Annotated in this window: 13 protein-coding genes; 6 read left to right on the top strand and 7 right to left on the bottom strand. The window is 70.0% G+C overall.

The window, feature by feature from the left end:
• From CBM2586_RS23805 to CBM2586_RS23780, 6 genes are read left to right on the top strand one after another with little or no spacing between them, the layout of a single operon-like run.
• Nucleotides 1-1,023 (top strand): acyl-CoA dehydrogenase family protein, encoded by a 1,023-nt coding sequence (locus CBM2586_RS23805; RefSeq protein WP_115690213.1) that lies wholly within the window; start codon nucleotides 1-3, stop codon nucleotides 1,021-1,023.
• 32 nt (nucleotides 1,024-1,055) lie between these two features.
• A complete protein-coding gene (locus CBM2586_RS23800) occupies nucleotides 1,056-2,240 on the top strand; it encodes a thiolase family protein (protein WP_115690211.1) in 1,185 nt (394 codons plus the stop codon).
• 14 nt (nucleotides 2,241-2,254) lie between these two features.
• Entirely contained in the window at nucleotides 2,255-3,025 is a 771-nt protein-coding gene (locus CBM2586_RS23795; protein ID WP_115664279.1) for an enoyl-CoA hydratase/isomerase family protein, read from the top strand.
• Between the two features lie 25 nt (nucleotides 3,026-3,050).
• Nucleotides 3,051-4,190, top strand: coding sequence for an acyl-CoA dehydrogenase family protein (locus CBM2586_RS23790; RefSeq protein ID WP_115690209.1), 1,140 nt, complete (start codon nucleotides 3,051-3,053; stop codon nucleotides 4,188-4,190).
• Complete coding sequence (locus CBM2586_RS23785) at nucleotides 4,187-5,287, top strand: acyl-CoA dehydrogenase family protein (protein WP_115690207.1); 1,101 nt, start codon at nucleotides 4,187-4,189, stop codon at nucleotides 5,285-5,287. Before CBM2586_RS23790 ends, CBM2586_RS23785 begins: the two co-directional genes overlap by 4 nt.
• A 50-nt stretch (nucleotides 5,288-5,337) precedes the next feature.
• Nucleotides 5,338-6,108: an SDR family NAD(P)-dependent oxidoreductase gene (locus CBM2586_RS23780; protein WP_115666430.1), complete on the top strand. Its 771-nt coding sequence runs from the start codon at nucleotides 5,338-5,340 to the stop codon at nucleotides 6,106-6,108.
• Nucleotides 6,109-6,162: 54 nt separating this feature from the next.
• On the opposite strand, the gene CBM2586_RS23775 is transcribed toward CBM2586_RS23780, so the two are convergent.
• The 7 genes from CBM2586_RS23775 to CBM2586_RS23745 all read right to left on the bottom strand — a co-directional run bounded on the left by CBM2586_RS23775 (nucleotide 6,163) and on the right by CBM2586_RS23745 (nucleotide 13,677).
• Nucleotides 6,163-7,068 (bottom strand): LysR family transcriptional regulator, encoded by a 906-nt coding sequence (locus CBM2586_RS23775; RefSeq protein WP_115690205.1) that lies wholly within the window; start codon nucleotides 7,066-7,068, stop codon nucleotides 6,163-6,165.
• A 95-nt stretch (nucleotides 7,069-7,163) separates the two neighbouring features.
• Nucleotides 7,164-8,309, bottom strand: coding sequence for a CaiB/BaiF CoA transferase family protein (locus CBM2586_RS23770; RefSeq protein ID WP_115690203.1), 1,146 nt, complete (start codon nucleotides 8,307-8,309; stop codon nucleotides 7,164-7,166).
• Between the two features lie 47 nt (nucleotides 8,310-8,356).
• Entirely contained in the window at nucleotides 8,357-9,328 is a 972-nt protein-coding gene (locus CBM2586_RS23765; RefSeq protein WP_115690201.1) for a Bug family tripartite tricarboxylate transporter substrate binding protein, read from the bottom strand.
• A 59-nt stretch (nucleotides 9,329-9,387) separates the two neighbouring features.
• The gene (locus tag CBM2586_RS23760) at nucleotides 9,388-10,170 is read right to left on the bottom strand and encodes a crotonase/enoyl-CoA hydratase family protein (protein WP_115664285.1); all 783 of its coding nucleotides are present in this window, start codon (nucleotides 10,168-10,170) and stop codon (nucleotides 9,388-9,390) included.
• A gap of 277 nt (nucleotides 10,171-10,447) precedes the next feature.
• Entirely contained in the window at nucleotides 10,448-11,188 is a 741-nt protein-coding gene (locus CBM2586_RS23755; RefSeq protein ID WP_115664286.1) for an IclR family transcriptional regulator, read from the bottom strand.
• A 79-nt stretch (nucleotides 11,189-11,267) separates the two neighbouring features.
• The gene (locus CBM2586_RS23750; RefSeq protein ID WP_115664287.1) at nucleotides 11,268-12,539 is read right to left on the bottom strand and encodes a CaiB/BaiF CoA transferase family protein; all 1,272 of its coding nucleotides are present in this window, start codon (nucleotides 12,537-12,539) and stop codon (nucleotides 11,268-11,270) included.
• Nucleotides 12,511-13,677: an acyl-CoA dehydrogenase family protein gene (locus tag CBM2586_RS23745; RefSeq protein ID WP_115664288.1), complete on the bottom strand. Its 1,167-nt coding sequence runs from the start codon at nucleotides 13,675-13,677 to the stop codon at nucleotides 12,511-12,513. The genes CBM2586_RS23750 and CBM2586_RS23745 overlap by 29 nt, the downstream gene beginning before the upstream one ends.
• Nucleotides 13,678-13,762 lie beyond the last annotated feature (85 nt).

Below are 13,762 nucleotides of genomic sequence, written 5' to 3'. Positions count from 1 at the left end.
ATGACTGATTCTCTTCTGGACGCCTTCGAGCGCGCCCTGGCCGGCCTGTGCACGGACGAGCAGGTGCGGCGCAGCGAAGCCGGCGAGGACGCCGACGCGCAATGGCAGGCGATCGATGCGCTGGGCTTTACGGATGCGCTGGTGCCCGCGGAGCAGGGCGGGGAGGGGCTGTCGCTGGACGACGCCTTCCCGCTGTTCGCTGCCGCCGGCCGTGCCGGGCTCAGCCATCCGTTCGCGGAAACCGTGATCGCCCGTGCGCTGCTGGCCGCGGCCGGCCACGCCCACCGGGGCGAATGCCTTGCCATTGCGACGGCGCAGCCGCGCCAGGACGATGCCATCGTCTGCCGCGAAGTGCCGGGCGCGCTGCTGGCGCACCAGGTGCTGGTGGCGTGGCGCGGCGAATGGCTGCTGCTGCCGCGTGCGCTGGCCCAGGCGACGCCCGGTGCGTGGCGGCCGCAGGCGTCTGCGTCGCTGCACTGGAGCTCGGCCGCCCAGGCGGTGTTCCGTACCGCTGCTGACGCGGACGCCGACGCGACCGCAATCTGCAATGCCGCGCACGCGGCTGGCATGGCCGGCGCGATGGCACGGGTGCAGGCCATGAGCATCGCCTACGTCAACGACCGCCGCCAGTTCGGCCGCGCCATCTCGCAGTTCCAGGCGATGCAGCAGGAGCTGAGCGTGCTGGCGGAACAGGCCGACGCCGCCGCCTTCGGCGCGCGCCTGGGCTGCGCCGGCGCCGGCTTCCTGCCGCGCCCGCTGCTGGCGGCGGCTGCCAAGCTGCGCTGCGCCGAGGCGGCCAGCCGCGTTGCCGCGATCGCGCACGCGGTGCACGGCGCCATCGGCATCACCGAAGCGCTGGCGCTGGGCCTGTTCACGCGCCGGCTGCACGAATGGCGCGCGTGCGGCGGGACCGAGACCGACTGCGCCACCGCGTTGGGCGATGCGCTGTTCGCCCAGCACACCGGCGCGGGCCAGGAGATCCTGGACTTCGTGCGGCTGCGCCTGGCGCCTGCCTCGGCCTGAAAACCAAACAGAAACCTAAAACCGGACAGATCATGGAGAAGACCGATTCCATCGTGATCGTGGGTGCCAGGCGCACCCCGATCGGCGCGTTCAACGGCGCACTGGCGCAGCACACCGCCCCGGAGCTGGCCGCTGTCGCCATCCGCGCGGCGGTGGCCGAGGCGGGCGTCGATCCCGCCAGCGTCGACGAAGCGCTCCTGGGCTGCTGCCTGTTCGCCGGGCTGGGCCAGGCGCCGGCGCGCCAGGCCGTGTTCGGCGCCGGGCTGCCAGCCTCCACGCCGGCCACCACGCTCAGCAAGATGTGCGGCTCGGGCATGAAGAGCGTGATGCTGGCGCACGACCTGCTGCTGGCCGGCACCTGCTCGGTGGCGGTCGCGGGCGGCATGGAGTCGATGAGCAACGCGCCCTATATCGTGCCGCGCGGCCGCCACGGCTACCGGCTGGGGCATGGCCAGTTCCTCGACCATATGTACTGCGACGGGCTCGAGGATGCCTATGAAGGCCACCTGATGGGCTACTACGCCGACCTGTCCGCGCAGGAACGCGGCATCGGCCGCGAGGCGCAGGATGCCTACGCCCGCGAAAGCCTGCAGCGCGCGCAGCGCGCGGTGCAGGAGGGCGCGTTTGCCGACGAGATCGCGCCGGTCGCGCTCAAGCGCAAGAACGGCGACGCGCAACTCACCCACGACGAAACGCCGGGCCAGTGCGATGCCGGCAAGCTGCCGAAGCTCAAGGCCGTGTTCCGCGACGGCGGCACCGTGACGGCGGGCAATGCCTCATCGATCTCAGACGGCGCGGCCGCGCTGGTGCTGATGCGCGAGAGCGATGCGCGGCGCCAGGGGTTGGCGCCGCTGGCGCGCATCGCCGGCCACGCCACCCACGCGCAGGCCCCGCAGCAGTTCGTCGACGCACCAGTCGCCGCGATCCGCCGCGTGCTGGCGAAAACCGGCTGGGATGCGCAGGACGTCGACCTGTATGAAGTCAACGAGGCCTTTGCGGTGGTGGCGATGGTCGCGCTGCAGGAGCTGGAAATATCGCACGCGCGCCTCAACGTCAACGGCGGCGCCTGCGCGCTCGGCCACCCGGTCGGCGCCACCGGCGCGCGGCTGCTGGTGACGCTGATGCACGCGCTGAAGCAGCGCGGCCTGCGCCGCGGCATGGCCAGCCTGTGCCTGGGCGGCGGCGAGGCCACCGCGGTCGCGCTCGAGCTGTGCTGAAGGGGAGCGTGCGCATGAGCTACCTGCATGAACGCCGCGGCGCGGTCGGCTGGCTGACGCTGGACCGGCCCGCCGCCATGAACAGCCTGAGCCGCGAGCTGATGCGCGGCCTGCACGCGCAGCTCGACCAATGGCGCGACGACCCGGCGGTGCGCGTGGTGGTGCTGACCGGCAACGGCCGCGCCTTCTGCGCCGGCGCCGACCTGAAAGAGGTATCGGCACCGGTAGCGGCGGGCGAGCCCGACTTCATCGATGTGGCGCGCGCGTTCTTTGCCACGCTGCGCGGCTTTCCCAAGCCGGTGATCGCCGCAGTCAACGGGTTGGCGGTCGCGGGCGGCCTGGAGCTGGTGCTGGCCTGCGACCTGGTGGTCGCGGCCGAATCCGCCCGGCTGGGCGATGCCCATGCCAACTTCGGCGTGTTCCCGGGCGCCGGCGGCGCGGCCGTGCTGCCGCGCAAGCTGCCGGCCAACGTGGCGCGCCTGCTGCTGTTCACCGGGCGCACGCTGAGCGCCGCGCAGATGGAACGGCACGGGCTGGTCAACGAGGTGGTGGCGGATGGCGGCCTGGCCAGCCACGCCCAGGCGCTGGCCGAGGAACTGGCCACGCGCAGCCCGCTGGTGCTGGCCCGCATGAAGCGGGTCGCGGCCGCGGCCGCCGACAAGGCGCAGGCCGATGCGCTGCGCCATGAGCTGCTGGAATTCCGCGACCACCAGCGCTCGCACGACATGCAAGAGGGACTGCGCGCGTTTGCAGAGAAGCGCGCACCCGTGTTCAAGGGGTGCTAGCCCCAAACCGATCCAGAGGACAACCATGGACCTGCTCTATTCCGGGCAACACCAGGCGTTCCGGCAGGAGATCCGCGAGTTCATCGCCGCCAACCTGCCCGACGACATGCGCCAGCGCCTGCGCGAAGGCGGCTTCGCCACCAAGGCGGACACCGAACTGTGGCAGCGCCGGCTGAACGCGCGCGGCTGGGGTGCGCCGGCATGGCCCAAGGCCTGGGGCGGCGCCGGCTGGGACGCTGCCGAGCAGCAGATCTTCGCCGATGAATGCGCGTGCGCGCCGGCACCGCCGCCGCATATCTTCAACATCACCATGCTGGGGCCGGTGCTGATCCATTTCGGCAGCGACGCCCAGCGCGAGTACTTCCTGCCGAAGCTGCTCAACGCCGACATCCAGGTATGCCAGGGCTTCTCGGAGCCCGGCGCGGGTTCCGACCTGGCTTCGCTGAAGACCCGGGCCGAGCGCACCGCCGACGGCTACCTGGTCAACGGCCAGAAGATCTGGACCAGCCAGGCGCATTACTCGGACTGGATCTTCTGCCTGGTACGCACCGATCCCGGTGCAGCCAGGCCGCAGGCCGGCATCTCGTTCCTGCTGGTCGACCTGAAGTCGCCCGGCATCACGGTGCGCCCGATTGTCAGCATCGACGGCCGCCACAGCCTGAACGAAGTGTTCTTCGACAATGTGCGGGTGCCGGCGGAGAACCTGGTCGGCCAGGAGAACCGCGGCTGGGACTACGCCAAGTTCCTGCTGGGACATGAACGCGCGTATATCGCCGGCATCGGCCGCAGCAAGGAGCGGGTGGCGTATGCCAGGGCCGTGCTCGCCGAAATGGAAGCGGCAGGCCGGCCCGCCGATGCGCTGGCACCGTGGCGCGGCCGCATCGCCATGATCGAGGCCGACCTGCATGCGCTGGAGGTGACGCAGCTGCGCATGCACGGCGGACACGCCGACATGAAGCTGTCGCCAATGCTGAAGGCGCGCGGCAGCGAGATCTTCCAGGCCATCACCGACGTGATCTGCCGCATGCGCCGCGCGGCCGCGCTGCGCGCCGACACCGGCACGCTGGCCAAGTCCTACCTGTACTCGCGCGCCGTGTCGGTCTTCGGCGGCAGCACCGAGGTACAGAAGAATATCCTGAGCGCCACTCTCCTGGACCTGCGATGAACCTGCAACTGAACGACGTCCGGCAACAGCTGCTGGACAGCCTGTCGCGGCTGCTGGGCCGCGAATATTCCTTTGAACTGCGCCAGCAGTATGTCGCCAGCGACCGTGGCCACAGCCGTCAGGTATGGGACGCGCTGGCGGAGCTTGGCGTGCTCGGTGCCGCCATCCCCGAGGCCCATGGCGGCTTCGGCGGCGACGCGGTCGACCAGATGCTGGTGTCGCAGGCGCTGGGGCGCGCGCTGGCGCTGGAGCCGTATCACGGCAGTGCGGTGATGGCGGCCACGGCGATTGCCGCGGCCGGCAGCGAAGCGCAGAAGAACCGCTTGCTGCCGCGCGTGGCCGAGGGCGAGCTGCAGCTGGGCTGGGCCCACGACGAAGCGCAGCCGGGATGCGTGGCCACCCAGGCGGCGGCGGGGCGCGACGGCTGGCACCTGTTCGGCACCAAGCCCTGCGTGCTGCACGGCGCGGCCGGCGATTACCTGGTCGTGACCGCGTGCGTGCCGCAGGATGGCGTGCGGCTGTTCCTGGTCGATGCGCGCGGCGCCGGCGTGCTGCGCGATGGCTATCGGCTCATCGACGGCACCCCGGCGGCCGACGTGCGCCTCGACGGCGCACAGGCCGAGCCGCTGGAAGGCGGCGCCGGCGACGTATTGCGGCGCGTGCTCGACACCGGCATCAGCGCCGCCTGCGCCGAGATGGTCGGCGCCATGGAAGGCGCCTACGCGCTGACGGTCGAGTACCTGAAGACGCGCCGGCAGTTCGGCCGCCTGATCGGCGCCAACCAGGCGCTGCAGCACCGTGCGGTGGACATGCTGGTGGCGCTGGAGCAGAGCCGCAGCCTGTCGCTTTCGCTGGCGCTGGCGCTGGCCGGGCGCAACGACCTGGCCGGCGGCGAGGCCCAGGCGCACGCGGCCAAGGCGTATATCGGCCAGGCCGCGCGCCAGCTTACGCAGGAAGCCATCCAGATGCACGGCGGCATCGGCATGACCGAGGAGTACGCGGTCGGCCACTACCTGCGCCGCGTGCTGGTGCTGGACCAGCTGCACGGCGATACCCAATACCACCTGGGCTGCCTGGAAGGGCGCCTGCCGCAGTGAATCCCTGCCAGCTCAATCCTGAACCGAAGCAAAACACCGAGGAGAACACCATGCACAATCCCATGTCCCTGGCGGGCAAGGCCATCATCGTCACCGGCGCCGCGCAGGGCGTCGGCAAGGCCACCGCCGAGCTGGCGCTGCAACTGGGCGCGAAGGTCGGCCTGGTCGACATGCAGGGCGACGCGCTGCGGGAGATCACCGCGCGCTATCCCGACCACACCGTGGCCTATGCGGGCAGCGTGTCGGATGCCGACTTCGTCGCCTCGTCGATGGAGCACGCGCTGTCGCATTTCGGCAAGGTCGACGGCCTGGTCAACTGCGCCGGCATCGTGCGCGCGGCGATGATCGAGAACATGACGCTGCAGACCTGGAACGAGGTCATCGACTGCCACCTGACCGGCTCCTTCCTGTGGCTGCAGGCGGTGGGGGCGCACCTGGTCGAGCGCGCCAGGCAGGGCGAGAAGGTGGCGGGCTCGATCGTCAACATCTCGTCGGAAGCGGGCCGGCGCGGCTCGATCGGGCAGATCAACTACGCCAGCGCCAAGGCCGGCATGCTGGGCATGACCATGAGCGCGGCGCGCGAGTGGGGCAAGTACGGCGTGCGCACCAACTCGGTCTGCCTCGGCGTGGTGGAAACGCCGATGACCGAGACCATCCGCGGCGACCGCTTCCGCGACGGCATCCTGGCGATGATCCCGATGGGCCGCTGGTCGCAGCCGGAAGAAGTGGCGCAGCCGATCTGCTTCCTGCTGTCGGACGCGGCGTCGTACATCCTGGGCCAGCATATCGGGGTGAACGGCGGCTACCACCTGTCGAGCTGATCCGCGCGCGGCGGGCGCGGCGCGAAGATTCCGCATCGCTGGCCCGCGCCCGCCTCAGGGATCCTGCGGCTCCGGCATCATTTCCCTGGCAATCGCCACGAAATTCCGCGAGGTGGCATTCACCGTCTCCGGCAGCGCCACCAGCGCGATGCCGAGCTTCAGCTTCGCCGGCATGCCGGTCAGCGGAACCAGGCGCACGCCGTCGCCCGCCTGCCGCGCCGCCGCCGCGGGCACCAGTGCCACGCCCAGGCCGCTTTCCACCAGCGCCAGGATCGACGGCACCTGCACCGCTTCCTGGACGATGGGCGGCTGGATGCCGGCCTCGTGGAACGCCATCATCGTCATCGCATGCATGGCCGGCACAAAGGTGCGCGAGTACACGATGAACGGGGTCGAGCCAAGCTCGGACAGGTCGACGGCATCGCGGCCGGCCAGCGGCGAATCCGCGCTGGCGGCCAGCACCATCGGGTCGGGCTGCAGCAGCAGCACGTTGGCGCTGCTGCGCTCCAGGATCGGGTAGCGCACCAGCGCGACATCGAGCGAATGTTCCTCGAGCCGGCGCAGCAGTTCCACGGTGGTCGATTCCTCGATCACCAGGTCCACGCGCGGGTATTGCAGCCGGAACGCGCGGATCAGGCGCGGCATCAGCGAGTACACCGCCGAGCCGACAAAGCCCACGCGCAGCTTGCCTTGCTCGCCGCGCTCGCCTTCGCTGGCGGCGCGGCGGATTTCATCGGCAAAGAACAGCGTGTTGCGCATCTGGCGCAGCACGGTCTCGCCGACGGGGGTCAGGCGCAGGCCGGAGGGCAGGCGCTCGAACAGCACCACGCCCAGCTCTTCTTCCAGCTTGCGGATGGCGGTGGACAGGGGCGGCTGCGCCATGTGCAGCCGTTCGGCGGCGCGGTGGAAGTTGAGCGTTTCGCTCAGCACCAGGGCCTGCTTGATTTGGCGAAGATCCATGCGGGGAAGAAAAAAACGGTCGCGCGGCTTTGGCGCCGCGCGACCGACTATGCGCGAAGCGGCGGCAATGCGCAACCGGCATTGCCCCGCCTGGCTCAGCGCGGCATGCCGGCCGCGGCCAGCGCGGCCTCGATCCTGTCGGGCGCCAGCCAGCCGGCCAGCACCTCGCCAAAGCGGCGCGGGTCCGGCTCGCTCGGCGGCGCCGGCGGCGCCGACGGCGTGCGGCTGAAGCGCGGCGCCGGGGCGGGTTGCGCAATGCCGTCCACCTCGACAAAGGTCCCGCGCGCCTTCAGGTGCGCATGCTGCGGCGCCTCGTCGAAACTTAGCACGGGGGCGAAGCAGGCATCGGTGCCCTCCAGCAGCGCGCACCACTCGTCGCGCGTGCGACTGCGGAACACCGCGGCCAGGCGCTGTTGCGCCGGCGCCCAGGTGTCCGGGTCGAGCTGCTCGCCCAGGCTGGCGGGATCGATGCCGAGCTGGTCGAGCAGCTCGCGATAGAAGCGGCCCTCGATCGGGCCGACCGAGATCCAGCGGTCGTCCTTGCAGGCATAGACGTTGTAGTAGTGCGCGCCGGAGTCGAGCACGTTGGTGCCGCGCTGCGGCCGCCACTGGCCCGCCGCAGCCATGCCGAAGAACACCGTGCCGAGCGCCGCGGCGCCGTCGACGATGGCGGCGTCGACCACCTGGCCCTGGCCCGACTTGCCGGCTTCGATCAGCGCGGCCAGCACGCCCGTGACCAGGAACATCGCGCCCCCGGCAAAGTCGCCCAGGTAGGCCGGCGGAATCGCCGGCCCCTGGCCGCGGCCGCCGATGGCGTGCAGCGCGCCGGTCAGCGCGATGTAGTTGATGTCGTGGCCGGCGGTGTGCGCCAGCGGGCCGGTCTGCCCCCAACCGGTGACCCTGCCGTAGACCAGCCGCGGATTGCGCGCCAGGCAATCGTCGGGGCCAAGGCCCATGCGCTCGGTGACGCCCGGACGAAACCCTTCGATCAGCGCATCGGCGCTTTCGACCAGGTCCAGCACGGTTGCGACCGCCCTGGGATCCTTCAGGTCCAGCGTGATCGATTTGCGGTTGCGCAGCATCAGGTCGTGGCGGCGCTCGCGCTTGACGCCGAGGTCGGTGTCGCCGGGGCGCTCGATGCGCAGCACCTCCGCCCCCATGTCGGCGAGCAGCATGCCCGCCAGCGGGCCGGGTCCGATGCCGGCCAGTTCGATGATCTTCATGCCTGCGAGCGGGCCCATGGTTCTCCTTTGGTGGTGGTGTTCGTGCGTGGCAGGGCAGCGGCCGCCTACTCGACCGGAATCCCGGCGCTCTTGACGATGTCGCGGGTGCGCTCGATCTCCGCCAGCTGGAACTGCCGCAGTTGCTGCGGCCCGCCCGCGTACACGCTGCCGCCGAGATTCTCGATGAACTTCACGCTCTCGCGCTGCTGCATGGCGTCATGCACCGCCGCGGAAAGCGCCTTGACGATCGGCTCCGGCACCCGCGCCGGCGCGAACAGGCCGGTCCAGGCCGAGACCTCGAAGCCCGGGGCGCCGCTTTCGGCGACGGTGGGCACCTGCGGCAGCTCCTTGAGCCGCCGGGTATCGGTCACGGCCAGCGCACGGATGCGGCCGGCGCGGATCAGCGGCAGCACCGAGCTGATCTCGCCGATGGAGTAGTCGACATTGCCGGCGGCGACGTCGGTCATCGCCGGCGCGGTTCCCTTGTATGCGATCGGGTTGCCGCGGATGCGGAAACGCTCATGGAACAGCTCGACCGCCACCTGGTAGCCGGCGCTGCCGCTGGCGTAGTTGAGCTTGCCGGGCGCCTTGCGCGCGGCCTCGACCAGCTGGTCGAGGGTCTTGTACGCAGAGCTGGCCGGCACCACCACGACCATGGCGAAGCGCGCGATGCGCTCGACGGGCACGAAGTCCTTGACCGGGTCGTAGGGCAGCGACTTGAACACGGCGACGTTGGTCACCATCGAAGAATTGCTGCCGACGAACAGCGTGTGGCCGTCGGGCGCGGCCTCGGCCACCGCGCGTGCAGCGATAAAGCTGTTGGCGCCGGGGCGGTTCTCCACCACGAAAGGCTGCTTGAATTTCTCGCTCAGGTGCTGCGAGATAAAGCGCGCCGTGGTGTCCGCGCCGCTGCCGGGCGGCAGCGAGACGATCACCTTGACCGGGCGGCTGGGGTAGTCGGACTGCGCCGTGGCGGGCACCGCGGCCAGTGCCAGGGCGGCGGCGAGCAGGCAGCGCGTCAGGTGGTGGAATGGCATGTTGTCTCCTGATGATGGTTGTAGTGTGGCCACAGGGTGTGTGGCCGAGGCAGGGCTGGTCAGGCGCGCCGGTCGAGGAACGCGTCCAGCGCCGCCTCATGCTCTGCCGTGTGATGCGCCATCGCCTGGAATCCGGCCGACATCTCCAGGATGGTGTCCATGCGCGCATGGATCGACTCGCGCAGCAGGCGCTTGGTCATGCGCAGCGCGTGCCCGGAATTGCGCGCGATGCGCCCGGCCAGCGCCATCGCCATCGGCACCAGGTCATCGGCCGGCACCACCTGCGACACCAGCCCCCACGCCAGCGCCTGGCTGGCGTCGATGGTGTCGCCGGTGAAGGCCAGCTCGCACGCGCGCGACATGCCGACCACGCGCGGCAACAGCCACGCGCCGCCATCGCCGGGGATCAGTCCCAGCTTGACGAAGGTCGCGGCAAACACGGCGTTCTCGGAAGCGATGCGGATGTCGCACAGGCAGGCCAGGTCATTGCCCGCGCCGAGCGCCGGGCCGTTGACCGCGGCGATGATCGGCACTTCCAGGCTGGCGAAGGCCAGCGGCACGCGCTGGATGCCGTCGCGATAGGCATAGCGCGATTGCACCGGCTCGCCCAGGCCGCTGCCCATCTTGCCGCGCAGCGTCTTGAGGTTGCCGCCGGACGAGAACGATGGCCCCGCGCCGGTCAGCACCGCCGCGCGGATCGACATGTCATGGTTGAGCTGGTCGCACATCTGCACCACCGCGGCGACGGCGTCGTCGTCGGAAATCGCGTTGCGCGTTTCCGGGCGGTTCATGGTGATCAGGGCGACGGCGCCTTCGCGCCGGAAATCGAGGAAGCTGGTCATGGTGGCTGGCGGATGAAATGGCTGGAAGCGGTCCCAGCGGTCCCTTGTCCTGGCGGCAGCGAGGCCGCGACAGGCATTGCATCCGATGCTACGGACCATGTGCCGGCGTGACAAATACTGTTGGTATGTCGCGCAATACATCCGCTGTATCGTGCGCGTCCGGCACGCCATCGACCGCAGCCACGGCCGCATGGCTTGATCATCCAGCCTTGCCACAAGGCTTTCCCCCCTCGACTCGGGTGGGGGCGCGCGAGGGCGCGTGTAACGGGCAGGCGCCTCAGCGTTCGGCCATCAGGCCATCGCGCACCTCCATCAGCGCCGCGAGGTACGCGTCATGGTGCTTGCGCATCCGCTCCGCGGGCCCCGCCAGCGAGATGCCCGCCGGCTGCCCGCCCAGCCAGCCCGCCACGGCCAGCCCGTGCACGCCTTCGCTGCCTTCTTCGTGCGCTTCGTACCAGCCGCGCTCGCGGCCCTGGGCGATCTGGTCCATCAGCACGTCGGCGTCGACGATGGTGTGTTCGGTGACCGCGCGCAAGGGGCTTTTTGCCAGCGTGGCGCGGGCTTCCTCGGGCGGCAGCAGGCCTAGCAGGCCCTTGCCCAGCGCCGACGCGTGCAGGGACGCGCGGTAGCCCACTTCGATGATGTAGCGCAGCGGCAGGCGGCTGGCCTGCACCGCCACGACCTTGACCGCATTGCTGTCGAGCACGCCGAAGAACACGCTCTCGTTGGTCCTGGCGCTGACCTGTTCGACCGCCTCTTGCGCCACGGTGCTGAGCGGGTCGTTCTCGGCAATCTGCCGGGCCACCTCGAACAGGCGCCCGGTCGGGTAGAAACGCCGCGTGCGCGAGGTGCGCATCAGGTAGCCGAGCGAGTGCAGCGTGTGCAGCAGGTCGGAGGTGCTGCTCTCGGGCAGCGACAGCAGCCGCGCCATGTCGGAATTCGACAGTTCGCGTTTTTCGCGGGCAAAGACTTCGAAAACCGCCATGGCGCGGCTGGCGGCGGGGATCACGGTGGGCATGTGGCGGAGGACGGGGTTCGATTGATGGCAGTATGATACGAAATTTCGTAACCCGCCGAAAGCCTGGCCCCCGCCTGCGCTACTTCACCACGCCCGCCTGTCGCAGCCGGCGGATATCGCTGTCGGCATAGCCCGCGGCCAGCAGCAGTGCGTCGGTATGCTCGCCCAGCAGCGGCGCGCGCCGGCGCACTGCGCCCGGGGTCTCGCTCAGCTTGACCGGCACCCCGGCGATCTTGACCGGAGTGGCCGAACCCGGCTGCTCGACCTCCACCAGCATCTCGCGCACCGCGTAATGCGGATCGGCGAAGATCTCCGCCGAGGTATAGACCGGGCCGAACGGCACCTTGCCGCCCAGCACCGCGGCGATTTCCTCCTTGGTGCGCACCGCGGTAAACGCCTCGATGGCGTCGATCACCCGCTGCTGGTTGCAGGCGCGCGCGGCATTGGTGGCGAAGTCCGGGTCGTGCGCCATGTCGGGACGGCCGATGGCGACCGCCAGCTTTTCCCAGAACGCATCGGTGGCGCAGGCAATCGACACCTGGCCGTCACGCGCGCGGAACAGGCCGAAGGGGCACAGCAGCGGGTGGCGGTTGCCTTCCGGCCCGGGCACCTCGCCGGTATAGGAGGTCTGGTAGACGATGCGCTCGCACATGGCCAGCACCGCATCGGTCATGGCCACGTCGACGAACTGGCCCTGGCCGGTCGCGCGCGCGCGGTGCACCGCGGCCAGGATGCCGATGCACAGCATCAGCGCCGGCACGGTGTCGCCCACCCCCGGGCCAATCTTGGTGGGGGTGTGGCGGTCCGGGCCGGTGATGCCCATCATGCCGCCCATGGCCTGCGACACCACGTCATAGGCCGGCCATTGCGCATACGGGCTCTCGCCGCTGCGCGGGTCGCCGAAGCCGCGCACGGTGCCGTAGACCAGCCGCGGGTTGGTCTCGCGCAGGGTTTCCCAGGACAGCCCCAGCCGCTCCATCACGCCCGCGCGGAAGTTCTCCACCACGATGTCGGCCTGGTCGATCAGCTGGCGCACGATGGCGCGGCCTTCTTCGCTTTTCAGGTCCAGCGCAATCGAGCGCTTGTTGCGGTTGACGCTCTGGAAATAGCCGCCGAAGTCGCGCAGCGTGTCGTCGGCGCAGAACGGCCCGGTCACGCGCGTGCCGTCGCCGGTGATGGCTTCGACCTTGATCACGTCGGCGCCGTGGTCGGCCAGGATCTGGGTGCAGAAGGGGCCGGCCAGCATCTGCGTCAGGTCGATCACGCGCAGCCCGGCGAGGGCGCCCGCGGAGTTGGCTTGGTTCTGCACAGGTGCTCCCGGTTCAGGCGGCGATCTTGCCGAGCATGGCATCGGAGATGATGCGCATCTGGATCTCGGAGGTGCCTTCGAAAATCTTGGTCAGGCGCGCATCGCGCCAGTAGCGCTCGGCCGCGAAGTGCGTGGTGTAGCCGGCGCCGCCGTGGATCTGCAGGCCTTCGCTGGTCACGCGCTCGCACATTTCGCTGGCGAACAGCTTGACCATCGAGGCCTCGGTGTCGGCACGGGTGCCCTCGTCGATCTTCTCGCACACGGTGTAGAGCAGGGCGCGCGCGGCCTCGATCTGGGTCGCCATGTCGGCCAGCTTGAAGCGGATCGCCTGGAAGCTGGCGATAGGGTTGCCGAACTGCGCGCGGTCCCTGGCGTACTGGATCGAGTCTTCCAGGCTACCCTGCGCTAGCCCGATCGAGCGCGCCGCGGTGTGGGCGCGCGCGGTTTCCAGCCCCGCGGTGGCGAGATAGAACGCCTTGCCTTCCTCGCCCACCATCTTGTCGTGCGGCACGCGGCAGCCGTCGAAGGCCAGTTCCCAGGTAGTCCACCCGTGGTAGCCGATCTTGGGGATGATGCTGCCCTTGACGCCGGCCGGCAGCTCGCCGCGCGGCTTCTCCACCATGAAGGCGGACAGGCCCTTGTGGCGCGCCTTCGGATCGACCACCGGGTCGGTGCGGCAGATCACCAGGATAAAGTCGGCCTCGTCGGCGAAGGTGCACCAGTACTTGCTGCCGGTGATGACCCAGTCGTCGCCGTCGCGCACGGCGCGGCAGGAGATATTGGCGACATCTGAGCCGGCATTCGGCTCCGACAGCGAGAACGCGCCCAGCAGCTCGCCGCGCGCCATGCGCGGCAGGTAGTCTGCCTTCTTCTGCGGCGTCAGCGCCTTGAGCGCGCCGATCAGCCCGTTGCCACGCGCGATCAGGCTGCCCACGCTCATCCAGCCGCGCGACAGTTGCTCCGCCACCAGGCAGTACTCATAAGCGCCCAGCCCCAGGCCGCCGTATTCCTCGGGAATCAGGATGCCGAAGTAGCCGAGCTCGGCCATCTCGTCGATCAGGTCGCGCGGGATCTGGCCCTTCTCTGGGTCCAGCTTGTTGGCGATGGGCAGCACGCGCTCCATCGTGAACTGGCGCGCCGCCTCCTGGATCATGCGCCGCTCGTCGGTCAGTTTCTGCATTGGGTACTCCTGGGTGTTCGGTGTGGGGCGGTGGTGGACATGCAATGGCTGGTGGTTTGCTCCCCTCTCCCGCGAGCGGGAGAGG

The sequence above is a fragment of the Cupriavidus taiwanensis genome (assembly GCF_900250115.1).
GTDB lineage: Bacteria > Pseudomonadota > Gammaproteobacteria > Burkholderiales > Burkholderiaceae > Cupriavidus > Cupriavidus taiwanensis_B.
The sequence above is the reverse complement of the archived record's forward strand: the minus strand, read 5'-3'. Positions and strand labels throughout refer to the sequence as shown.